Here is a 23,374-nt window from a genome sequence, read left to right on the forward strand (position 1 = left end):
CCGCCCTACGGCAGGTCTGCCACCGGCACGTGCTCGTCGCCGGGCAGCTCCGGCTCGTCGACGAGCCTGAGATCGTCGACCGCGGGACCCTCGAGCACCGTGCCGTCGGCGGCGAAGCGCGAGCCGTGCAGCGGGCAGTCCCACGAGCGCTCGGCACTGTTCCAGGTGACGATGCCGCCCAGGTGCGTGCACACGGCAGACACGCGGCAGGTGACGCCGTCGACGGTCGAGACCGCCACCGGTTTCATCCCCGCGCTGCCCACGACGCCCTCGCCCTCCGCGGGCGGCGTCGTGGGCAGCGGATGCCGTTCGGCCGAGATCCACCCGGTCGCGGCGTCGCGCGCCACCTCCGCGCCGGCGACCGCACCCTGCGCGAGATCCTTCGGCGTGGTGATGCGATGGTGCAGCGTCTGCGCCCAGGGGATGCTGCCGTCGAGCACCTCCGCCGTGATGCTCAGCGCCGCCGCGACGGCGTTCGTCATGCCCCACTTGTTGTAGCCGGTGGCGATCTTGACGTGCTTGCCGGTGCGCGGCATCCAGCCGACGAACGGCACCATGTTCAGCGACTGGTAGTCCTGCGCAGCCCAGGCGTGCGTGCGCTCCGCGCCGGGGAAGTGACGGTGCGTCCAGTGCTCGAGATCGTCGACCAGGGCCTGGGTATCGGCCGCGCGGCCCACGTCGTGGTCGTTGCCGCCGACCAGCAGCAGCTGCTCGCCGTCGTGCGAGGCGGTGCGCAGCGACCGGGTCGGTGCATCGACCGAGAGGTACATGCCCTGCGGGATCCGGGCGGCGTCCGGCATCCGGTACGCCTGCGCGTAGGAGCGGTTGGCCTTGAGCTTGGCGAAGTACAGGCCCCGGTCGAGGACCGGCACACCCGTGGCCAGCACGACGGTGCCGGCGTGCACGTCGCCGACCGAGGTGATCACCCGGCTGGGCTCGCCGGTGTCGACGTCCTTCACCCGCACGCCCTCGACGATCACCCCGCCCCGCTCGCGCAGATCGGCGGCGAGCGCGCGCAGCACGTCCATCGGGTCGAACTGCGCCTGCTCGCGAAGTCGGATGGCGCCGTGCACGCGGAACGGCAGCTCGAGCTCGCTCACCCGCTCGACGTCGAGTCCCGCCGCCAGGCACGCCTCGTACTCCTTCTCGATCGAACGCGCACCGTCCTCGGTTCCCGCGTAGGTGAACGCATCGCGACGCTCGACGGCGACGCCGTGCTCGCCGAGATAGCGCAGCATCCACTGCTGCCCCTCGAGGTTGCCCTCGACGTAGGCCTTCAGCACCCGATCCGACCCGCGCGAGCGGATGCCCGAGAGCACGCTTCCCTGCAGCAGACTGAGCTTCGCGGTGGTGTTGCCGGTCGCCGCGGCACCCACGAAGCGGGCCTCCAGCACCGCCACCGACAGGCCGGCTCGCGCGAGCAGCAGGGCGGTGGTCAGTCCGGTGAGACCCGCTCCGGCGACCACGGCGTCGTAGCGGGCGTCGGGCTCGAAGGCGTCGGTGGGAATGCGCTCACGCTGGTCGTCGAGCCATAAGGACGTCACGGTGTCTCCTTCGCTGGGGGCGAGTGAGTCCCAGTACACCGTGAGCGCGGTGGCGAGCAACAGGGCTTGACATCACGACCGACGCGAGCACGGCGGGTGTCCTACGCTGGCTTCTGGCCGCGTCGCGGCCCTCGATCAACAGGGAGTCCACGTGCCCGAGCACACGCTTCTCGCCATCGACGCCGGCCAGACGGGCATCAAGACCCGCCTCGTCGCACCCGACGACACCGCTCAGGAGTGGCTGTTCCCCGGCGTGCTCACCGACCGGCCGCTGCTGGCTCAGCTCGCGGCCGTCGTCGCCGAGGTCACCCGTGTGACGAACGAGGCGCCGCACACGGTGACCTTCGGCGTCTCGGGTCTCACCTCCGCCGAGGCCGAGGCGGATGCGCTGATGCGGCACCCTGATCTCGCCGACGTGCACCGCATCGTCGTGACCCACGACTCGGTCACCTCGTTCCTCGGGGTGCTCGGCGACCGGCAGGGCGCCGTGGTGGCCGCCGGCACGGGGGTCGTCACGCTCGGCGTCGGGCCGGAGCACTCCACCCGCGTCGACGGCTGGGGCCACATCATGGGAGATGCGGGCAGCGGGTACTGGATCGGCCGAGCGGCCCTGGATGCCGTGATGCGCGCGCACGACGGGCGCGGCCCCGCGACGGCGCTGACCGCGGTCGTGAAGGAGCGCTGGCCAGACCTGGAGACCGCGTACGTCGCCCTGCAGTCGTCGGAGGATCGCGTGCGCACCGTGGCATCGTTCGCCGCGCCGACAGCCGCGCACGCGGCATCCGGAGACGACGTCGCGATCGGCATCTGCCGCGCCGCCGCAGCCGAGCTCGCGACAGCTGTGCTCGCGGCGCTGAGGGTCACCGACGCGCCGGCCGATGCCGCCGTCGGAGCGATCGGCGGCGTCCTCGGCTCCGACCTCGTCCGCTCGGCGTTTGAGGAGGCCGTGCGCGCCGAGCGCCCGGATGCCAGGTTCGTCCCGGCCGCCGGGTCCGGCCTCGGCGGCGCCGTGGCCCTCGCCCACCTGGGCCCCGGGCATCCGCTGCACGAGCGCTTCGCCGAGCGCACCCGCTGACACCTCGACCTGACCACCCGATCGGAGCCGCATCATGACGAACCCTCTGTTCCTCGAGATCGACAACACGCCCCGCGACTACGCCTGGGGGCTGGTCGACGGCGTCGCGCACGTGCGCGGCACCGCACCGACCGGACGCAAGGAGGCCGAGCTGTGGCTCGGCGCGCACCCGTCCGCGCCGAGCAGGATCGTCGGCGGCGCTCCGTGGTCGACGCTCGAGGCGTGGGAGAGCGAGACCGGGGCGACCCTGCCGTTTTTGCTGAAGGTGCTGTGCGCGGCAGAGCCGCTGTCTCTGCAGGCGCACCCGAGCACCGCACAGGCACAGGCGGGCTTCGACCGCGAGAACGCCCGCGGCATCCCGCTCGACGCCCCGCACCGCACCTACCGCGACCCGCACGCGAAGCCCGAGCTGATCGTCGCGCTGCACGACGGGTTCGAGGCACTGTGCGGCTTCCGGCCCGCCGCCGAGGTGCAGGCCGACCTGCGGACTCTCGCCGGGCTGATCGACGCTGCGCCCGACGCGTCGGCGGCGCTGCAGACCTGGCAGCAGCACCTGGCCGGCGCCGACGGCATCCGCCGGGCGTTCCTGTGGCTGCTCTCGGGAGATGAGAGCCTGCCGGCGCTGGTCACGGCCGTGACCGCGGTCGCGGAACGGGATGCCCGCTTCGCGCTCCTCGCGCGGATCGCCGAGGCGCACCCGGCCGACCCCGGCATCCTCGGCGCGCTCATGCTGCAGCACCTCACGCTGCGCGCCGGCGAGGCGCTGTGGCTGCCGGCGGGCAACATCCACGCCTACCTGCGCGGCTCGGGCATCGAGCTGATGGGCCCGAGCGACAACGTCATGCGCGGCGGTCTCACCGGCAAGCACATCGACAAGGTCGAACTCGACCGAGTTCTCGACGCTCGTGAAGGCGGCGACCCGCGGCTCGCTCCCGAGGTCGTCTCCGACGGTCTCCGCGTCTTCCGCCCGGTCGAGCGCGGCACGGACGACGTTCCCGGGTTCGAGCTGTACGCGATCGAATCCGACGGCGAGATCGTGCTCGACGGCGCGGGCATCGCGCTCGCGACCGACGGGGAGTTCGAGCTCGCATCCGACGACGAGCACATCGCGATGCCGCGTGGTCGCGCGGCGCTGATCTCGCGCCCCGCCACGGTGCGCATCACCGGCGCCGGACGCCTGTTCGTGGCGGCGGGCTGATCGTCATGCCTCGCTTCGATCTGTCTCCCGTCCAGCTGCGCACGTACCGGCCCACCGTCGCCGAGCCCGCCGACTTCGACGCGTTCTGGCAGCGCACGCTCGACTCGTCGCGCCGGCTGGCCGCGCCGGCCGAGCGCACCAGAGTCGAGACGCCCCTGACGCTGGTCGACGTGTACGACCTGACGTTCAGCGGGTTCGGCGGCGACCGCGTGCGCGGGTGGTACGTCGTACCCGCCGGCGCGACCGGACCCCTGCCGACGGTGGTGGAGTACAACGGCTACGGCGGCGGGCGCGGGCTGCCGCACGAGCGCCTCGGCTGGGCGGCATCCGGGTACGCGTGGGTGTTCATGGACACCCGCGGCCAGGGCAGCGGCTGGGGCACCGGCGGCTCGACCCCCGACCCGCACGGCACCGGCGCCTCGGCTCCCGGGTTCATGACTCGCGGCATCGACGACCCGGAGCAGTACTACTACCGTCGCGTGTTCACCGACGCCGCGCTGTTGATCGACGCCGTGCGCGCCTTCCCCGAGGTGGACGCCGACCGCATCGCGGTCACCGGCGGCAGCCAGGGCGGCGGCATCGCGATCGCCGCCGCCGGTCTCACCCCCGGGCTCGTCGGCGTCATGCCCGACGTGCCGTTCCTCTGCCACTTCGAGCGGGCGGTCGGGTTGACCGACAGCGATCCGTACCAGGAGATCGTGCGCTATCTGGCGGTGCATCGCGATGCCGTGACGCAGACCTTCGAGACCCTGTCGTACTTCGACGGCGTGAACTTCGCCGCGCGGGCCGACGCTCCTGCGCTGTACTCGGTCGCCCTGATGGATCCCGTATGCCCGCCATCGACCGTGTTCGCCGCGGCCAATCATCACCGCGGCGGGGCGGACGTCGTGGAGTACGCGTTCAACGAGCACGAGGGCGGGCTCGGCGTGCAGTGGCAGCGCCAGGCGGCGTGGCTGGCTGAGCGTCTGGGCTGAGCGTCTGAGCTGAGCGTCTGGGCTGAGCGTCTGGGCTGAGCGTCTGAGCTGAGCGTCTGGGCTGAGCGCCCGTCGGAGGCGGGTCCGGGCCGGCGGGTCAGGCGGCGAGCGCGAGCCAGGCGGCGAACGCGAAGCCGATGACCGTCGCGAGCCCCGTCGACTCGGTCGCCTTCTTCTGCGCCTCGGGCACCATCGAGTCGACGAGCATGACCAGCAGGGCTCCCGCGGCGAATCCGTTGGCCCCGGCGCGGAAGCTGTTGTCGACGACGGATGCCAGCGCGAATCCGCCTGCGGTGGCGAGCACGGAGAGCACGGCCACCCCTGCCCACAGCAGCACCACGCGGCTGCGCCGCATACCGTCGGCAAGCAGGTCCGAGGCCGAGCCGATCGACTCCGGCAGGTTCGAGACGACGATCGCGACGATCAGCGCGACGCCCACCCCCTCGCCGGACGCGAGTCCGATGCCCAGCACGAGCTGCTCCGGGATGCCGTCGAGCAGCGCCCCGATCGCGAGCGCCCCGCCACCGGCATCCGCCTTCTTCTTCGCCTGCCGCGCATCAAGGATCCGCGCGGCGATGTAGTAGCAGAGCGCCCCGGCGGCGACGCCGATGATCAGCGGCAGGTGACCGCCGAGATCCACACCCTGCTCCCACAGCTCGAAGGCGATCGACGCCATCAGCGCACCGGCGCCGAAACCGAGGATGATGCCGAGCAGCCGATCGGGCCACCGGCGCACCAGCGCCAGCAGCGCCCCGACGAGCAGCGGCGCTGCCGCAACCGCGCCCCACAGCACCGCCTGGCCCATGCGGCCCAGGCTACCCGCCTTCGAATCGCTTGAATGGCGGTTCGGCGGCCCGGATTGCCGCCATTCAAGCGATTCGAAGGGGAGAAACGGGGCCGGGGCGACACGCCGCGCGCCGATAGACTTGAAGCCATGTCCAAGGTGCTCCAGTCCCTCCCCGTCGGCGAAAAGGTCGGCATCGCTTTCTCCGGAGGGCTCGACACCTCCGTCGCCGTCGCGTGGATGCGCGAGAAGGGCGCGGTGCCCTACACGTACACCGGCGATCTGGGGCAGTACGACGAGAGCGACATCGCCTCGATCCCCGGCCGTGCGCTCGAGTACGGCGCCGAGGAATCGCGACTGGTGGATGCCAGGACGGCACTCGTCGAAGAGGGCTTCGTCGCGCTGCAGTGCGGCGCCTTCCACATCCGCTCGGGCGGGAAGACGTACTTCAACACCACCCCGCTCGGACGCGCGGTCACCGGCACGCTGCTCGTGCGCGCGATGCGCGACGACGGCGTCGACATCTGGGGCGACGGCTCGACGTACAAGGGCAACGACATCGAGCGCTTCTACCGCTACGGCCTGCTGGCCAACCCGCGCCTGCGCATCTACAAGCCCTGGCTTGACGCCGACTTCGTCACCGAGCTCGGGGGGCGTGCGGAGATGAGCGAGTGGCTCGTCGAGCGCGGCTTCCCCTACCGCGACTCGGCCGAGAAGGCGTATTCGACGGATGCCAACATCTGGGGCGCCACGCACGAGGCGAAGACCCTCGAGCACCTCGACGTGTCGCTCGAGACCGTCGACCCGATCATGGGCGTGAAGTTCTGGGACCCGTCGGTGCAGATCGACACCGAAGACGTCACCGTCACCTTCGAGGGCGGCCGCCCGGTCGCGATCAACGGCACCGAGTACAGCGATCCGGTGGCCCTCGTGATGGAGGCCAACACCATCGGCGGACGCCACGGGCTCGGCATGAGCGACCAGATCGAGAACCGCATCATCGAGGCGAAGTCGCGCGGCATCTACGAGGCCCCCGGAATGGCGCTGCTGTTCATCGCCTACGAGCGCCTGGTCAACGGCATCCTGAATGAAGACACCCTCGCCACCTATCACGAGCAGGGCCGTCGCCTCGGCCGGCTGATGTACGAGGGTCGTTGGCTCGAGCCGCAGTCGCTCATGCTGCGCGAGTCGATCCAGCGCTGGGTGGGACTCACCATCTCGGGCACGGTCACCCTGCGCCTGCGCCGCGGCGACGACTGGACCATCCTCGACACCGTCTCGCCGAACCTCTCGTACGGCCCCGAGAAGCTGTCGATGGAGCGCGTGGGCGACGCGGCGTTCGGCCCGGTCGACCGCATCGGCCAGCTCACCATGCGCAACCTCGACATCGCCGACTCGCGCTCGCGGCTCGAGCAGTACGCGGGCCTCGGCCTCGTCGGCGGCGCGACGGGCGAGCTCGTCGGCAAGGTCACCGCCGGTCAGGCCGCCGAGATCTCGGCATCCGAGAGCGACGACGAGCAGCTCGCGGAGGCGGTCGACCTGGCATCCGAGGGTGCGGCCTTCGACTCCGGCACCGACTGATCCCCACGCCCCGGTCGCCCCACGCGGGCGGGGCCGTGCCGCCACGTCGGGGGCCGACACTCCAGATGTCGGACGCTTCTCGCGGGACCGTCCGACATCTGGAGTGTCGGCCCCGTTTCGTACCGGCGTCGCTGAGAGTTCACCGCACTATGTTGCACACCACTGTGCAACATAACTAACATCGAAGCATGCCCCGTGAACCTCGTTCCGACGCACGCGCCAACCGCGCCGGCATCCTCGACGCCGCTCGCAGCACGCTCGCGCTCGATCCCTACGCCAGCGTCGACGTCATCGCCCGCAGCGCGGGCCTGAGCCGGCGCACCCTGTACGGTCACTTCGACGACCGTGACGCGCTGATCCGCGAGCTGATCAGCACCGGCGCCCAGCGCTTCAACGCGATCGCCGAATCGATCACCGACGCCGATGCCCGCATCGCCCTCGCCCGCCTCGCCGCGCGTCTGTGGCAGGAGGCCGCGCACGTGCAGGTCAGCGCAGCGCTCGCCCTCGACGAAGCTCACGTCGAGCACACCGCCTCCGCCCTGGCGCCGCTGCGCCGGGCCGTCGCACAGCTCGTGCAGCGCGGTCAGGATGACGGCAGCTTCCGCACCGACCTCGCAGCCCCGACGCTCTCGCGCCTGATCGAGGAGATCGCGCGCACCGTCGTCGCCCGCACCGACGCCTCCAGCAGCGGCGCCGCGAACCTCGCCGTCCGCACCGTGCTGAGCATCGCCGGGCTGTCGTGGCGCGAGACCGACGAGCTGCTCGCCTCCCACCCCGACATCACCGAACACCCCGAGATCACCGAACACCCCGACATCACCGAACACCCCGCCATCGCCGCGCACCCCGCCATCACGGAGAGCCCCGCGTGAGCGGCACGAGCACCGCCGTCAGGCCGAACGCCTGGAGCGTCTATCGCCGTGACCTCGGCCGGCTGGCGCGGGTCAGCAAGGCGTGGATCATCATCATCGGCGTCATCGTCACCCCGTCGCTGTACGCCTGGTTCAACATCGTCGCGTTCTGGGACCCGTACTCGAACACGCAGCAGGTGAGCGTCGCGATCGTCGACCAGGACGCAGGGGCGTCGTCCGAGCTCACAGGCCGCATCGACATCGGCGGCGAACTCGTCGAACAGCTGAGGCAGAACGATCAGCTGGGTTGGGACTTCGTCGATGAGGACGAGGCGATGGATGCCGTGCGCAGCGGACGCAGCTATGCGGCGATCATCATCCCGTCCGACTTCAGCCGCGACTTCGTCAGCATCACGACCGGTGAGTTCACCCGGCCCGAGCTGAAGTACTACGTCAACGAGAAGGCCAGCGCGATCGCGCCGAAGATCACCGACGTCGGCGCGTCCACTCTCGACAACCAGATCAACAGCACCTTCGTCTCGACGGTCGCCGAGGCGGTCAGCGAGCAGCTGAAGGACGCGGGGCTGGATGCCGAAGGCCGCCTCACCGGCGCACGGGATTCCACCGTGGGGGCGCTCGACGAGGCGACGGGCAAGGTCTCTTCAGCTCGCGAGCGTCTCGCCGACCTGCAGACAGGGCTGATAGATGCCGCAAACGGCATAGACCGGGCATCGCGCTCTCTCGGCAAGGTCGACCGAACGCTCGCCGACGTGCAGACGGCCGTGGCGCAGGCGCAGCAGATCGCAGGAGAGGCGCAGCAGGAGCTGCTCGCCGTCACCGACAGCGTCACCTCTGCATACGTCTCGGGCTCGACGCTCATCGCCGATGCCGCCGCGAGGATGAACGGCTCGATCGCGACCCTGGCATCCGGTCTGCAGCAGGCGAACGCCGCCGTCGGCACGACCGCAGACGATCTGAACGCGGTGATCGAGACCAACGCCGCCGCCCTCGACGAGCTGCAGGCGGCGCTCGAGCGCGCCGAACCCGGATCCGCTGCCGCGCAGCGTCTGAGCGAGGCGATCGTCGGTCTGCAGCAGCGCATCGCGGCCGACCAGACGGTGCTCGCCGACCTCACGCAGCTGACGGCCGACGTGTCGAGCACGATCACCGCCGTGACCGGCGCTGCCGACAGTGTCAACGGCGCCGTCGGCCAGGCCGCCACCTCGGCGACCGCCATCCGCGACGCCCTCACCCGGAGTGTGCCGCAGCTGAACCGCGTGATGTCGCAGCTCGCGGCGAGCGCCGATGCGTTCTCCTCGGCTCTCGGCGCGCAGCGCAGCCAGGTCGCCCAGGCGCAGAGCCTGCTCGGGGGCCTGAAGAGTCAGCTCGCCGGCACGGCCGACGCTCTCGCCGCGTTCGACGGCGACCTGGCCACCGCCGAGACCGCGCTCGGCACCGTTCGCACCGACGTGCTCGCCCTCGGATCCGCCGAGATCTGGAACAGGCTCAGCGCGGTCAGCGGCCTCGAGCCCGATGAGATCGCGCGATTCATGGCATCGCCCGTCGAGGTGAACACGAAGACGATGTTCCCCACCGCTGCCTACGGCTCGGCGATGGCTGCGCTGTTCACCAATCTCTCGCTCTGGATCGGCGCATTCGTGCTGATGGTGATCATGAGGGTCGAGGTCGACAGAGAGGGCGTCGAGGGCATCACGGTGCGCCGGGCCTACATCGGCCGCTGGCTGCTGTTCGCCACGATCGCCGTGTTCCAGGCGGTGCTGGTGTGCGTCGGCAACCTCGTGATCGGGGTGCAGACCGCGAACCCGGTCGCCTATGTCGGCACCGGCGTGCTGATCGGGCTCGCGTACCTCAGCATCATCTACGCCCTGTCGGTGTGCTTCGGCATCGTCGGCAAGGGCCTGTGCATCCTGCTGGTCATCGTCCAGATCCCAGGCGCCTCGGGGCTGTACCCGATCGAGATGATGCCCGACTTCTTCCGCGCGCTGTACCCCTTCCTTCCGTTCACGTACGGTATCGACGCCATGCGCGAGGCCATCAGCGGCTTCTACGGCGGTCACTGGTGGGGCTTCATGGGCATGCTGGCGATCTTCGTGGCGCTGGCGTGGGGGCTCGGGCTGTTCCTGCGGGGCCGCCTGGGCAACTTCACGCTGCTCTTCAACCGACGTCTGGCCGAGACCGAGCTGATGGTCAGCGAAGACGTGCAGATCACCGGACGCCGTCGCACACCGGAGATCATCCGGGCGCTCACCGACGGCGACGGCTTCCGCGCCGACGTCGCGCAGCGCGCGCGGCGCTTCAGCGAGCACTACGCGACGCGCCTGCGCCTCACACTGCTCGTCGGCGCCGCGGGTGTGGTCGTGCTGGCCCTGTGCGGCTGGCTGATCCCGGGCGCCAAGGCGGTCGTGCTCGGTCTCGGCGCGCTCTGGTGCCTGCTGCTGATCGGCTTCCTCGTCGCGCTCGAGTACATCAGGCAGAGCATCGAGCAGGCCGCCGAGGTGGGCGAGATGCCGGATGCCGAGCTGCGCCGGGCCCTCGCCGTCGAGAACTCCGCACGGCGCGATGTGCTCGCAGACCCGGATGCCGGTTCGGCACCCTCCGTGGGTCCCGCCGTCTCCGCCGATGCCGCCGCGGCGGCGACGTCTGCCGGTGGTGACGCCGCGACGTCGACGCGCACGGCGGTGCTCGAGCATCCGGGAACCCGACCCGACGCCCCTCCCGAGCAGCGGAGCGTCGACGCCACCGGCCCCGACGACGACACGATCGCCCTCGACGAGCTGTTCGCCGACGAAGCGCCGCAGACCGTGGATGCCGGTGACCGGGCCGATCTCGCCGAACCGGCGGCCCAGCCTGTCGCCGAGCCGGCGGCCCCGCCGGTCGCCGAGCATCCGGAACCGGCACCCGACCGTCCCGCATCCGATGAACCCGACCGGCCCGACCCGATGGAGGACGACAAGTGAGCAACGTCCTCGCCGTCATGCGGCACGACCTCCGACGGGCGATGAGCAGCGTGATGGCCGTCATCGTCCTCTTCGGGCTCGTCGTGATCCCGTCGCTGTTCACCTGGTTCAACGTGATCGCGAGCTGGAACCCGTTCGAGAACACCCGCAACCTCACTGTCGCGGTGGCGAACACCGACGACGGCTATCAGAGCGACCTCATGCCGCTGCGCATCAACGTCGGCGAACAGGTCGTGTCGGTACTGCGCGCCAACGACGACCTGAACTGGGTCATCACCTCGAAGCACGACGCGATCGACGGCACCCGGTCGGGCGAGTACTACGCGGCGATCGTGCTGCCCACGACCTTCAGCGCCGACATGATGACGTTCTACGCGAACGACGGCGATCGCACCCGCATCGACTACTACCTCAACGAGAAGAAGAACGCGCTCGCCCCGAAGATCACCGGGCAGGGCGCCAGCGAAGTCACTAAGAGCATCAACGAGGTGTTCACCGAGACGCTCAGCGAAGCCGGGCTGAACATCATCACCTCCCTGTCGAACTACCTCGACGACGCCGACACCCAGGCGGCGCTGTCGAGGCTGCAGGCGCGAGTCGAATCGGTCGCCGCGCAGCTGCGCGCAGGGGCAGGGACCGCCGACATGTTCACGTCGCTCATCTCGTCGAGCAGACCACTGGTCGACAGCGCCTCGGGCCTGGTGAGCGCCTCCGGCGACGCGCTGCGCGACGCCCGCGGTGCGCTCGGCGGCGGGACGGCCGCCGCCGCCTCGCTCGACGACGTGCTGTCGTCGACCACCGCATCGCTCGATGCCGCGCTGAAAGGCACGTCCGACAGCTACCAGTCGGTGTCGGACAGCATCGACCAGGTGTTCGAGACCATGGACACGCAGTCGGCGAGCGCGGCGCGCACGATCACCGCCCTGGCGGACCGAGTGCAGACTCAGGTCGATCAGCTGCAGAGCCTGCGCGACGGACTCGTGCGGGACGTGCGGCCGCTGCTGCCTGAGACCGCGCTCGACGCGTTCGACGCATCGGTGTCGGCCATCGACGCGGCCGTCGCGCGGCAGACGGCGCTGCAGGAGCGCCTCGACGAGGCCGCGACGCAGATCACGATCGCCGGCACCGCGAGCCAGAGCACCCGCGCCGAGATCGAGCAGCTCACCGCTCAGGCGAAGGCCGCGGTCGACGACGCGCGCCGCTCGTACACCGACAGCCTGCGCCCGAAGCTCGACGCCCTCGCATCGACGCTCGCGCGCATCAGCACCGGCGTCGACACGATCGGCAGCGACCTGTCGAGCACCGCCGGCTCGCTCACCGGCTCTTCGTCGACGGGTTCGGCGCTGTCCGACGCCGAGGCGCTCACCGCCGGCATCTCCGACTCGCTCACCGAGACCGCGGCCAGGTTCGACGAGCTCGCCTCGGCGCTCGCGACCGCTCGCGACACCGGCGATCTGACCGAGCTGACCGAGCTGATCGGCGCCGATCCCCACGCGCTCGCGACGCATCTCGCCGAGCCCGTCGAGCTCACCCGCGTGCCGGTGTACTCGGTGATCAGCTTCGGCGCCGCGATGACGCCGCTCTACACCGTGCTGGCACTGTGGGTCGGTGCGCTGCTGACCGCGGTCGCGATCCGCGTCGACCCGCCGCGCGGAGGCTCCACGGGACTGCCCGAGCTCTCCCCCACCGAGACCTACCTCGGCCGGTTCGGCATCTTCGCCGTCGTCGGATTCCTGCAGAGCTCGCTGCTCGGTCTCGGCAGCGTGCTGTTCACGCAGGTGCAGCCGCGGCATCCGCTCCTGCTGATCCTCGCCGGGTGGGTCGCGTCGCTGGTGTTCACGCTGATCATCTACACGCTCGTCGTCACCTTCGGCAACGCCGGCAAAGCGCTGGCAGTGCTTCTGCTGGTGATGCAGATCTCGGGATCGGGCGGCGCGTACCCGCTGCAGGTGCTGCCGCCGTGGTTCCAGAGCATCAGCCCGTTCCTGCCCGCGACGCATGCGGTGAACGCCATGCGCTCGACCATCGCCGGCATCCACCAGAACGACTACGTCATCTCGCTCGGCTGCCTGCTCGCGTTCGCCGTTCCCGCCCTGTTGCTGGGCCTGGTGCTGCGACGCCCGTTCATCCGCAGCAATCAGAAGATGCTGGCGGCCCTGCAGTCGACGAAGCTCATGTGATCTCGTTCGGTGAATGGGTAGTATGCCAGGGCGCGCGCTTTCCCGAGACGCGCACCCGGACTACGTGACACGCAGTCCCACCTACCCTTGAGGACCTTCCGCCGATGACGACTGATATCCCCGCTGCGAGGCGACCCCGCAGCCTTGCCGCCCGCATCGGAAGAATCGCGTTCCTCGTCGTCGCCGCCCTCGTGGTGATCGCCGTCGCCGCCGCATTCTTCCTCACCTGGACGATCCAGCGATCCTTCCCGCAGACGTCGGGAGAGCTGGCGCTGAAAGGTCTGGAGAAGTCGGTGACCGTGCAGCGGGACGACCGCGGCATCCCGACCATCACCGCCTCCACCGCCGAGGATCTGCTGTTCACCCAGGGCTTCGTGCACGCACAGGACCGCTTCTTCGAGATGGACTTCCGCCGGCACGTGACCTCGGGACGCGTGGCGGAGATGTTCGGCGCCTCGCAGGTCGGCACCGACAAGTTCCTGCGGACGCTCGGCTGGCGCACGGTCGCCGAGCAGGAGGTCGAGGCGCTCGACGAGACGACGCTCGGCTACTACCAGGCCTACGCCGACGGCGTGAACGCCTACCTGTCGTCGCGGTCGGGCGCCGAGCTGTCTCTCGAGTATGCCGTTCTCGGCATGCAGAACCCCGACTACCGCCCCGAGCCGTGGGAGCCCGCCGACTCCGTCGCGTGGCTGAAGGCGATGGCCTGGGACCTCCGCACCAACATCGAGGACGAGACCGATCGCGCCCTGCTCGCGGCGCGGCTCGTCGACGCCGGCGACACCGCCGAGCAGACGGGCGAGCTGGTGAAGAAGCTCTACCCCGACTACCCGTTCGACAAGAACCCGATCATCGTGCCCGAGATCTCGCCCGTCGATCCGGTCGCGACCGACGCGGTTCCGGCATCGTTCTCCACGGGCGGCGAGGCCGAGATCACCGACGCGCTGCGCACCGTCGAGTGGCACGAGGCAGACAGCGTCATCGAGGCCGCCAGCATGCTGCTCGGTGGCGCGGGCGAGGGCATCGGGTCGAACTCGTGGGTCGTGTCCGGCGATCTGACCGAGAGCGGGATGCCGCTGCTGGCCAATGATCCGCACCTGGGCGCCGCGCTGCCGTCGGTCTGGTATCAGGTGCAGCTGAAGTGTCGGAAGGTGAGCGAGGCCTGCCCGTTCGACGTCGGCGGGTTCTCGTTCTCGGGGATGCCGGGCGTGGTGATCGGGCACAACGCGAAGATCGCGTGGGGGTTCACGAACCTGACCACCGATGTCGCCGATCTGTACGTCGAGAAGATCGACGGCGACTCGTACTGGCGTGACGGCGCCCTCGTCCCGCTCGAGATCGAGAAGGATGTCATCAAGGTCGCCGGCGGCGACGACGTGCCGCTGACCATCCGGCGCACCGCCCACGGCCCGATCATCTCCGGCCTCGCAGACGACTTCACCGCCATCAGCGAGGACCCCGTGGTCGGCGACGCGGACGCTGCGCTGCCGCTCGCGGGCGCACCCGAGATCCCGTCCGGCGACACCGCCGTCAGCCTGCGATGGACGGCCCTCGACCCCGGCACCACCTCCAGCGCCCTGTTCGCGATGAACATGGCGGAGGATTTCGAGGGCTTCCGCCGCGCCGCATCCCTTTTCGACGTGCCCGCGCAGAATCTGATCTACGCCGATCTCGAGGGCAACATCGGATACCAGGCGCCGGGGCGGCTGCCGGTCCGCGGCGCCGGCGACGGCACCCTGCCGCAGCCGGGGTGGGACAGCAGCTACGACTGGCAGGGCTTCATCCCGTTCGACGAGCTGCCCGTGTGGTACAACCCGCGCGAGGGCTACATCGTCACGGCCAACAATGCGATCGTCGGCGACGACTACGACTACTTCCTCTCGAAGGACTGGGACTACGGGTACCGCGCCGCGCGCATCGCGCACCTGATCGAGCGCCGCGCCGCGGCCGCCCCACTCACCGCGCAGGACATGCGCGACATCCAGATGGACGATGAGATGTGGATCGGCAAGCAGCTCGCGGCCGCGATGGATGCGGTGCCGGTCGAGCGCACGGGGCCGAAGGCCGCCGTCGACCTGCTGCGCACGTGGGACGTGCAGAACGCCCCCGACTCCCCCGCCGCGGCCTACGCGAACGTGCTCTGGTCGAACCTCGTGCACAACCTGTTCATCGACCGCGAGGTCTCGATGCCGGTCGGCGACCAGGGGCGCCTGTTCACCGTCGTGGGCCAGATGCTCGAGGATCCGGCGGATCCGCTGTGGCAGAACGCGCGCCTCGGCGTCGACGACATGGAGTCTATGCTCGCGCTGTCTGCCGATCAGGCCTACGACGAGCTCGCAGAGCTGCAGGGCGAGGACGTGACCGCGTGGCGCTGGGGCGACCTGCACGCGCTCTCGTTGACCCATTCGACCCTCGGCACCTCGGGCATCGCCCCGATCGAGATGCTCTTCAACCGCGGCCCCTACCCGGTCGGCGGCGGCGCCTCGGTGGTGAACGCCACCGGCTGGCGGCTGGGCGAGTCGTACGCGACGGTCACCGTGCCGTCGATGCGGATGGTCATCGACCTCGACGACTTCGACGCCTCGACCTGGAACCACCTGACCGGCGCCAGCGGGCACGCGTTCAACTCCCACTACACCGACCAGACCGGAGACTGGGCCAAGGGCATCCAGAAGCCGTGGGCGTTCTCGACGAAGGCGGTGCAGAAGGCGGCCGTCGATCGGCTGGTGCTCACCCCCGCCGGGTAGCGCTCCGGGATGTCGGTCGGGTGACGTCCACCCCCGGCCGGGTGACGAAGAGGGATGTCGGTCGGATGACGCCCATCCGCGGCCGGGTACCGTAGAGGGATGCCCGAACGCCTGCTCGCACCCGAGGGCACCGTCGCCGACATCGGCGAGTTCGCCTACGCCGGCGCGACGCTAGTGCACGAGGACTTCGGCGCCGGTCCGCGCCCTATCGTGCTGGTTCACGGCATCGGCATGGGCCGCAGCGTGTACCTCGACCTCACCTCGCGCCTCGGGGGTCGGATCATCGGTCTCGACCTGCCGGGTTTTGGCGAGGCGCCCGAACCCGCACGCACGCTCACCATGGAGCGTCACGCCGATCTCGTCGCCGCGTACCTGCGCAGCCGCCGCATCGACGACGCGGTGATCATGGGGCATTCGATGGGCAGCCAGATCGCCGCCGAGATCGCGGTGCGCCACCCGGATGTCGTCTCTGCGCTCGTGCTCGCCGGCCCGACGGTGAACAGCGCGTCGCGCAGCATCCGGGCTCAAGCCGGATATCTGCTGTGGGACCTGCTGCACGAGCGTCCCGAAGTGCTGTGGCGAGGAGCGCGCGAGTACCTGCGCGGCGGACCGCATCTGCTGCGCAAGATGAAGGCGACGATCGTGCACCGACCCGAGAACGCGTATCCGCGGGTGGGTGTGCCGGTGCTCGTCGTGCGCGGGCAGCGCGATCCGCTCGCCCCGATGACCTGGTGCCGCGAGATCGTCGACATGGTTCCGGATGCCCGGTTCGTCGAGATCCCCGACCATGGCCACGGCACGCTGATCAGCGACTCCGGTGGCGCGGCCGACACGATCCGCGACTTCATCCGCGACCTCTGACCCCGCCCGGTTCCGCGGCGTCCGCCGTCCCCCTCCGGCCGCGCCCCCGGTGCCGCCCCAGCGGGTGTCCCCGGTTCACACCCCGGGGGCCGACACTCCAGATGTCGGACGGATGCCCGGGATCGGTCCGACATGTGGAGTGTCGGCCCCCGGATCGTCAACGGTTCAGCCGAGCGGGCACCGGGGCGTCAGCCGCCCGGCGGCGGGCGCGACCGGCTCAGCCGGCGGCGGGCGGGGTCTGCTTCGACTCCGCGTACTCGTCGACGACGAGGGTGTGCGCCTGGATCGTGCCGTTGCGGTACGCCTGCCGGCCCACCATGTGCGCCGACAGCGGCGCGGTCGCGAACTGCAGCAGGATCACCGGGATCACGATCACCAGCCCGAGCAGCATGCCCCCGATCGTGCGCTGCGAGACGGCGATCGCCAGGCAGATCAGCACGAGGCCCAGCACCTGGGGCTTGGTGCCCGCGTGCAGGCGGCTGGGCACATCGCGGAAGTGCAGCAGGCCGACGGCGGCCGACAGGCAGAGGATCGCGCCGAACAGCACGAGCACCAGAGCGATGGTCTCGGCGACGGGCGCCGGCACGGCGATCTCGAGGAACGATGTCACGGTCATGGTGTCGTGTTGTCCCTTCGTGCGACGTAGCGGGCGACCGAGATCGACGCGAAGACGCCGACCGCCGCGATGATCAGCATCACCGGGATGTTGCGCGTGTGGCCGTTCAGCGCCATGTCGGCGCCGAGCACGCACATCACCTCCGTGAGCAGGACATCCGACGCGACGGTGCGGTCGAGGATGGACGGGCCGAGAACGATGCGGATCACGGCGAGGATCGCCGCGATGCCGAACACGACGAGGATGATCATGATCAGCGGGTTCACCGTGCGCCTCCGCTCTTGTCGGCCTTCAGGGCCCGGTACTGCTCGGGCGTGCCCACGGCACGCACGATGCGGCGCTCCCAGCGGAGCACTCCCTCGCGGAACCTGTCGACCTCGTCGCGGGTGCGCACGCCGATGACGTGCAGGTAGATGATGCGTCGGTCGCGGTCGCTCTCCACGACCAGCGACCCCGGGATGAGCGAGGCGGTCACGGCGACATGAGTGGTGAGGATGTCGTCGGCATAGCGCAGCGGGATCGCGATGATCGCGGCTCCCGGCTGGCGCCGGAGGTCGAACACCTGGATGGTCACGCTGATCGCCCCCGTGACCACCGCGCCGACGAAGCGCACGATGAACACCAGGGAGTGCCAGACGTTCACGCGGCCGACCAGCTCGACCGTGGGCAGCCGGAAGACGCGGGTGACGAAGACCGCGACCAGGATGCCCGTGACGACCGCCAGCGGTGTGAACTGCTGCCAGAGCAGCATCCACAGCAGCACCAGCCAGATCATGAACGGCAGCTGGAGCAGGATGTCGCGGATGATCCGGCGGCGGGTGTCGGTCTTCATCAGCCCGTCCCTTCGTCGATCTGCTCGAGGGTCACGGGCTGCAGCAGGCCGGTGCCGATCCGGTCGCAGATCGCATAGAGCGGACCGGCGAAGACGGTCAGCGCCACGGTCACCGAGACCATGCCTGCCGTGGCATACGTCATGATCGCGGGGATCTCGCGGGTCTCGCCCTGCTCGTCGGCCGCCGGGGCATTGCCGAGGTACTCGATGCGGCCGTCGTTCTCGACGCCCCCGTCGTCCTCGCGCCAGAAGGCCAGGTTCCACGCGCGCATCAGGGCGTAGAGCGTGAGCAGCGATGTCAGGATGCCACCGAAGATCAGCACGATCATCAACGGGGTGCCCACGTTCGCAGCCGCTTCGAACAGCGCCACCTTGCCGATGAAACCCGAGAACGGCGGCAGACCGCCCAGGTTGATGGCGGGCACGAAGTACAGCAGGGCCAGTACCGGCGCCGCCTTCATCAGCCCGCTCACGCGCAGGATCGACGTGCTGCCCGCCTTGCGCTCGATGAGCCCGACAGCGAGGAACAGGGTGGTCTGCACGACGATGTGGTGCACGATGTAGTACACCGTGGCGCCGATGGCATCCTCCGTCGCTATCGCGAGACCGAAGATCATGTAGCCGACGTGGCTGACGAGGGTGAACGACAGGATCCGCTTCAGCTCGGCCTGCGCCACGGCGCCGAGCACGCCGATCACCATGGTGGCGAGCGCGACGATCAGCAGCAGCGTGTTGATGTCGTTGCTCGCGAACAGCTGGGTCTCGGTGCGGATCAGCGCGTACACGCCGACCTTGGTCAGCAGGCCGGCGAACACGGCCGTGACGGGTGCGGGCGCCGTCGGGTACGAGTCGGGCAGCCAGAACGACACGGGGAAGATGGCGGCCTTGATCCCGAACGCGATCAGCAGGATGAGGTGCAGTACCAGCTGGGTCTCCTGCGGCAGCTGGGCGACGCGCTCGGCGACCTGAGCCATGTTCACCGTGCCCACGGCGCCGTAGATCATCGCGATCGCGGCGAGGAAGAGGATCGACGACACGAGCGAGACGACGATGTACACCGCTCCGGTGCGGATGCGGGATTCGGTGCTGCCCAGGGTGATCAGCACGTACGACGCGACGAGCAGGATCTCGAATCCGACGTACAGGTTGAACAGGTCACCGGCGATGAACGCGTCGAAGATGCCGGCGGCGAGGATCAGGTAGGTCGGGTTGAAGATCGAGATCGGCGTCTCCTCGTCGCCGTCTGCGGCACCCTGACCGATCGAGAAGAGCAGCACCGCGAGCAGCACGATGCTCGAGATGAGCACGAGCAGCGCAGCGAGACGGTCGACGTAGAGGATGATGCCGAACGGCACCGGCCAGCCGCCCACCGAGACGGCCAGTGGCTGATCCGAGGCGTCCACCGTGACCAGCAGCACCGCCGCGATGATCGAGACCGCCACGAGCGTGGCGGTGGTCACCACGACCTGCAGGCGGGGGTTGCGGCCGAAGATCAGCGTGACGGCCGCGCCGAGCAGCGGCAGCATCACGATCAGGGGGACGAGTGCGCTCATGATCTGTCCTCGCCCTCGTCGGCCCGGGGAGCCTCGTCGGCCCGGGGGGCCGCGTCATCCCGGGGTCGCGACGCGGTGCGCGCGTCGGACCCGGGCGCCGGCGCGTCCGGCACGTCCACCGGGGCATCGTCGACGATGGCGGGGTGATCGCGCATGTTCAGCACGGTGATCGGCGCGGTGGTGACGCCGACGAAGTCGGTCGTCGCGGACTCCTCCTCGGCGGTGGACTCGTCGTCGAACAGATCCTCTTCCGCGTCCGTGCGCTCGCGGACCGCGATGTCGCCGAGGTCGTCCTCGACGGTGTCGGCCTGTCCGAGCTGCCATGACCGGTAGATGAGAGCGAGCAGGAACGCCGAGACGGCGAAGGTGATGACGATCGCCGTCAGCGTGAGCGCCTGCGGCAGCGGGTCGCTCACCGGACCCTCCTCGCCGTAGAACGGCGCAGATCCGGGCACGCCCATCACGATCAGCAGCAGCAGGTTGGTCGCGTTGCCGAGCAGCAGGAAGCCGATGAGCACGCGGGTCAGGCTGCGCTCCATCATGGCGTAGGCCCCGGCGGCGAAGAGCACGCCCATGATCACGATGAGGGTGAGCGAGACGTCCATCAGGTCACCGCCCCCTTGCTGCGCACCTCGAGAGCCTGTCGGTCGACCTCGGCGCCGAGGCTGCGCAGCACGTCGAGCACGAGGCCGATGACGACGAGGTAGACGCCCACGTCGAAGACGGTCGAGCTGACGAACTCGAGGTGTCCCAGCAGCGGTACCTCCGCCTCCCACACCGTGCTCTGCAGCGGCGCCATGCCGAAGAACAGCGGCAGCAGGGCGGCGCCAACCGCGAGGATGAGTCCCCCGCCGAGCAGTCGTCCGGCGTCGGTCGGGGCGGCGGCGCCCAGCTCCCACCGCCCACCGGCGATGTAGCGCATCACGAGGGCCATTCCCGCGACCAGGCCGCCGGCGAAACCCCCGCCGGGGAGGTTGTGGCCCGCGAAGAGCAGATAGATCGACACGAGGATGATCGTGTGGAACAGCACCCGCACGATCACCTCGAGCAGGATCGACCGGTTCTCGGCCTTCATCTGCTGGCCGCTGACCAGCCACGCGCGGGGCGCGCCGCTGTTCTCCGCGGTCTGGAACCGCAGGCCCTCGTCGGTCTCGACCATGGGCCGGCGCGCGGTCGAGCGGCGCTTCGTCTCGGGCAGGTCGCGGGTGGCCGAGAGCAGGTCGGCGCGGTGGGTGACGAAGACGAGGGATGCCACACCTGTCGCGGCCAGCACGAGCACGCTCAGCTCGCCCATCGTGTCCCACCCGCGCAGGTCGACGAGAGCGACGTTGACGACGTTCTTGCCGTGCCCGAGGTCGTAGGCGAGCTGCGGGAAGTCGATCGAGATCGGGTCGAACATGCGCGCCTGGGTGGCGACGATGGCCACGAACGCCATCACCACCCCGACGCCCACGGCGAGCACAGCCCGCGGGATCCGACCGACCGAGGCGTTGTGCTCACCCATGCGCGAGGGCAGCCGACGCAGCACCAGGGCGAAGGTGACCATCGTGACGGTCTCGACGAGGATCTGCGTGAGTGCGAGGTCGGGCGCACCGCTCGTCGCGAAGAGCACGACCATGCCGAGCCCGGTGACCGAGACGAGCACGACACCGGTGTAGCGCTTGCGGGCACGCACGGCGATGATGCCGGCGACGGCCATCACGGGCGCGACGACGATCTGCACAGGTGTGTGCCAGGCCGAGAGGGCGAGCCGCTCGGGCATCGCGGCGGCGAGCGCGGTCGCCTCGGCGGCGAGCAGCACGACGAAGATCGTTCCGACGTACAGCGGCAGCGAACCGCGTTGCGTGACGCTGGTGGTCAGCACCGAGAGGCGGTCGACGCCGCGCATGACCAGGTAGTACGCGTCGGCGGCGGTGAAGCGCATCAGGCGACGGCGACGGTCCCACCCGGTGCGGATGCTGAGCATGAACATCCCGATGCCCGCGGCGATCGCGCCCAGCGAGAGCAGCAGCGCAGGCTCCAGCCCGTGCCAGAGCGCCAGGTGACCGGGCTCGCCCGAGCCGAGCGTCCTCGCGTAGCCCTGCAGGGCGACGTCGACGGCGGGCGCGCCGATGCCTGCGGTGATCGTGAGACCGGCGAGCACGATCGGCGCCGACAGGAAGCCCACCGGCGGATCGGGCCAGGGCGTCTCAGGCAGGTGTGCGCCGTCGGCATCATTCTTGCGCCAGAACGCACCCCACAGGAACCGGCAGCCGTAGGCGGCGGTCAGGATCGCGCCGATCGTGACCCCGACCAGCGCCACCCACCCCCAGACGGAGCCGTGCAGGGCGTCCTCGAGAAGCGCGGTGAGGGTCGACTCCTTGGCGACGTAGCCGATCGTCGGGGCGACGCCCATCATCGAGGCCACCGAGATGAACGCGGCGGTCGCCATCACCGGCGCCTGGCGCCCGACCCCGGACAGCTCGTCGATGTCGCGCGTGGAGAGCTGGCGGTCGATCACGCCGACGATGAGGAACAGCGCCGACTTGAACAGGGCGTGCCCGATGACCAGGGCGAGGCCGGCGAGCCCCGCCGCCGGGGTGCCGTAGCCGACCACGACGGCGAAGAAGCCGAGCTGACTGACGGTGCCGAAGGCGAGGATGCGCTTGAGATCGGTCTCGCGCAACGCCTGGATGCTGCCGAGCAGCATCGTGAGCACCCCGAGCGTGATGACGATCGGACGCCACGGAGCCGAGAGCGCGAAGATCGGCGCGAAGCGCGCGATGAGGTAGATCCCCGCCTTCACCATCGCTGCGGCGTGCAGGTAGGCGCTGACCGGCGTGGGCGCCGCCATCGCGCCGGGGAGCCAGAAGTGGAACGGGAAGAGGGCCGACTTCGAGATCGCCCCGATGAGCAGCAGCACGATCGCGACGTCGACGATCGGTCCGGTCGGGGCGAGGGCGAGCAGCTGCCGGATGCTGGCCGTGCCGGCGTCGACGACGAGCAGGATCACGCCGACGAACATGACGAGCCCGCCGAGCGTGGTGACCAGGAGTGCCTGCAGGGCGGCACGTCGGCTGGCCGCGCGTCGCCGGTAGTGGCCGATGAGCAGGTAAGACAGGATGCTGGTGATCTCCCAGAACATCACGAGCATCACCAGGTCGTCGGTGAGGACCAGCCCGTACATCGCTCCGGCGAAGCCGAGCAGAACACCGGCGAACTGACCGACCTCACGCCCGTCGTCGTAGAAGTACCAGCGGCAGTAGAGCAGCACGAGGGCTCCGACGCCGGTGACCATCAGCGTCAGCACCCACCCGAGCACGTCCATGTGCATCGACAGATCGAGACCGAGCTGCGGTATCCACCGGTACAGCTCGAACGGGGCATCGCCTCCGCCCAGCACCTGTGGGGCCTGCGTGAGAGCGTGTACGAAGGCCGCCGCGGGGACGAGCGCCCCGAGCACGAACGCCTGTGCTCCGAGCCAGCGCACCAGGACGGGGAGAAGAAGAGACCCGGCCAGGAACACGGCGAGGAGCAACAGCATAAGCGGCTCCTCAAGCTCGTCGAGGCCTTCCGGCACAGGCGGGCGATGTGACTCTATTCTACGGGTCCGTCTGCACT

At 70.0% G+C, this 23,374-nt stretch carries 17 protein-coding genes; 9 read left to right on the forward strand and 8 right to left on the reverse strand.

What is annotated here, in order from left to right:
- Nucleotides 1-5: 5 nt before the first annotated feature.
- Complete coding sequence (locus H9633_RS05400; protein WP_071644638.1) at nucleotides 6-1,544, reverse strand: FAD-dependent oxidoreductase; 1,539 nt, start codon at nucleotides 1,542-1,544, stop codon at nucleotides 6-8.
- A gap of 151 nt (nucleotides 1,545-1,695) precedes the next feature.
- On the opposite strand from H9633_RS05400, the gene H9633_RS05405 reads away from it, so the two are divergent.
- The 3 genes from H9633_RS05405 to H9633_RS05415 are packed head-to-tail and all read left to right on the forward strand — an operon-like array spanning nucleotide 1,696 to nucleotide 4,791.
- Nucleotides 1,696-2,619 (forward strand): N-acetylglucosamine kinase, encoded by a 924-nt coding sequence (locus H9633_RS05405; protein ID WP_191712380.1) that lies wholly within the window; start codon nucleotides 1,696-1,698, stop codon nucleotides 2,617-2,619.
- A gap of 34 nt (nucleotides 2,620-2,653) precedes the next feature.
- Nucleotides 2,654-3,817 (forward strand): mannose-6-phosphate isomerase, class I, encoded by a 1,164-nt coding sequence (gene manA, locus H9633_RS05410; protein WP_191712381.1) that lies wholly within the window; start codon nucleotides 2,654-2,656, stop codon nucleotides 3,815-3,817.
- Between the two features lie 5 nt (nucleotides 3,818-3,822).
- A complete protein-coding gene (locus tag H9633_RS05415; protein ID WP_191712382.1) occupies nucleotides 3,823-4,791 on the forward strand; it encodes an acetylxylan esterase in 969 nt (322 codons plus the stop codon).
- Between the two features lie 97 nt (nucleotides 4,792-4,888).
- On the opposite strand, the gene H9633_RS05420 is transcribed toward H9633_RS05415, so the two are convergent.
- Nucleotides 4,889-5,596, reverse strand: coding sequence for a ZIP family metal transporter (locus tag H9633_RS05420; protein WP_191712383.1), 708 nt, complete (start codon nucleotides 5,594-5,596; stop codon nucleotides 4,889-4,891).
- Nucleotides 5,597-5,725: 129 nt separating this feature from the next.
- On the opposite strand from H9633_RS05420, the gene argG reads away from it, so the two are divergent.
- From argG to H9633_RS05450, 6 genes are all read left to right on the forward strand, one after another.
- Nucleotides 5,726-7,156 (forward strand): argininosuccinate synthase, encoded by a 1,431-nt coding sequence (gene argG / locus H9633_RS05425; RefSeq protein ID WP_071644635.1) that lies wholly within the window; start codon nucleotides 5,726-5,728, stop codon nucleotides 7,154-7,156.
- A gap of 188 nt (nucleotides 7,157-7,344) precedes the next feature.
- Nucleotides 7,345-8,028: a TetR/AcrR family transcriptional regulator gene (locus H9633_RS05430; RefSeq protein WP_191712384.1), complete on the forward strand. Its 684-nt coding sequence runs from the start codon at nucleotides 7,345-7,347 to the stop codon at nucleotides 8,026-8,028.
- Nucleotides 8,025-10,985 (forward strand): YhgE/Pip family protein, encoded by a 2,961-nt coding sequence (locus tag H9633_RS05435; RefSeq protein WP_191712385.1) that lies wholly within the window; start codon nucleotides 8,025-8,027, stop codon nucleotides 10,983-10,985. Before H9633_RS05430 ends, H9633_RS05435 begins: the two co-directional genes overlap by 4 nt.
- The gene (locus H9633_RS05440) at nucleotides 10,982-13,165 is read left to right on the forward strand and encodes a YhgE/Pip domain-containing protein (protein WP_318247203.1); all 2,184 of its coding nucleotides are present in this window, start codon (nucleotides 10,982-10,984) and stop codon (nucleotides 13,163-13,165) included. Before H9633_RS05435 ends, H9633_RS05440 begins: the two co-directional genes overlap by 4 nt.
- Nucleotides 13,166-13,269: 104 nt before the next feature.
- Nucleotides 13,270-15,912: a penicillin acylase family protein gene (locus H9633_RS05445; protein ID WP_191712386.1), complete on the forward strand. Its 2,643-nt coding sequence runs from the start codon at nucleotides 13,270-13,272 to the stop codon at nucleotides 15,910-15,912.
- A 99-nt stretch (nucleotides 15,913-16,011) separates the two neighbouring features.
- Nucleotides 16,012-16,773 (forward strand): alpha/beta fold hydrolase, encoded by a 762-nt coding sequence (locus tag H9633_RS05450; protein WP_071644825.1) that lies wholly within the window; start codon nucleotides 16,012-16,014, stop codon nucleotides 16,771-16,773.
- 217 nt (nucleotides 16,774-16,990) lie between these two features.
- Here the strand turns inward: H9633_RS05450 and mnhG are convergent, their stop codons facing one another.
- The 6 genes from mnhG to H9633_RS05480 are packed head-to-tail and all read right to left on the reverse strand — an operon-like array spanning nucleotide 16,991 to nucleotide 23,297.
- Nucleotides 16,991-17,389 (reverse strand): monovalent cation/H(+) antiporter subunit G, encoded by a 399-nt coding sequence (gene mnhG / locus H9633_RS05455; protein ID WP_191712387.1) that lies wholly within the window; start codon nucleotides 17,387-17,389, stop codon nucleotides 16,991-16,993.
- Nucleotides 17,386-17,640 carry a monovalent cation/H+ antiporter complex subunit F gene (locus H9633_RS05460; RefSeq protein ID WP_225211250.1) on the reverse strand — a complete coding sequence of 85 codons (255 nt, stop codon included), beginning with the start codon at nucleotides 17,638-17,640 and terminating at the stop codon, nucleotides 17,386-17,388. Before H9633_RS05460 ends, mnhG begins: the two co-directional genes overlap by 4 nt.
- An 11-nt stretch (nucleotides 17,641-17,651) precedes the next feature.
- Complete coding sequence (locus H9633_RS05465; RefSeq protein WP_191712388.1) at nucleotides 17,652-18,221, reverse strand: Na+/H+ antiporter subunit E; 570 nt, start codon at nucleotides 18,219-18,221, stop codon at nucleotides 17,652-17,654.
- Entirely contained in the window at nucleotides 18,221-19,774 is a 1,554-nt protein-coding gene (locus tag H9633_RS05470) for a Na+/H+ antiporter subunit D (RefSeq protein WP_071641073.1), read from the reverse strand. The genes H9633_RS05465 and H9633_RS05470 overlap by 1 nt, the downstream gene beginning before the upstream one ends.
- A complete protein-coding gene (locus tag H9633_RS05475; RefSeq protein ID WP_191712389.1) occupies nucleotides 19,771-20,379 on the reverse strand; it encodes a Na(+)/H(+) antiporter subunit C in 609 nt (202 codons plus the stop codon). Before H9633_RS05475 ends, H9633_RS05470 begins: the two co-directional genes overlap by 4 nt.
- Nucleotides 20,379-23,297 (reverse strand): Na+/H+ antiporter subunit A, encoded by a 2,919-nt coding sequence (locus tag H9633_RS05480; RefSeq protein WP_191712390.1) that lies wholly within the window; start codon nucleotides 23,295-23,297, stop codon nucleotides 20,379-20,381. Before H9633_RS05480 ends, H9633_RS05475 begins: the two co-directional genes overlap by 1 nt.
- Nucleotides 23,298-23,374 lie beyond the last annotated feature (77 nt).

Source organism: Microbacterium commune, assembly GCF_014836945.1.
Taxonomy (GTDB): domain Bacteria; phylum Actinomycetota; class Actinomycetes; order Actinomycetales; family Microbacteriaceae; genus Microbacterium; species Microbacterium commune.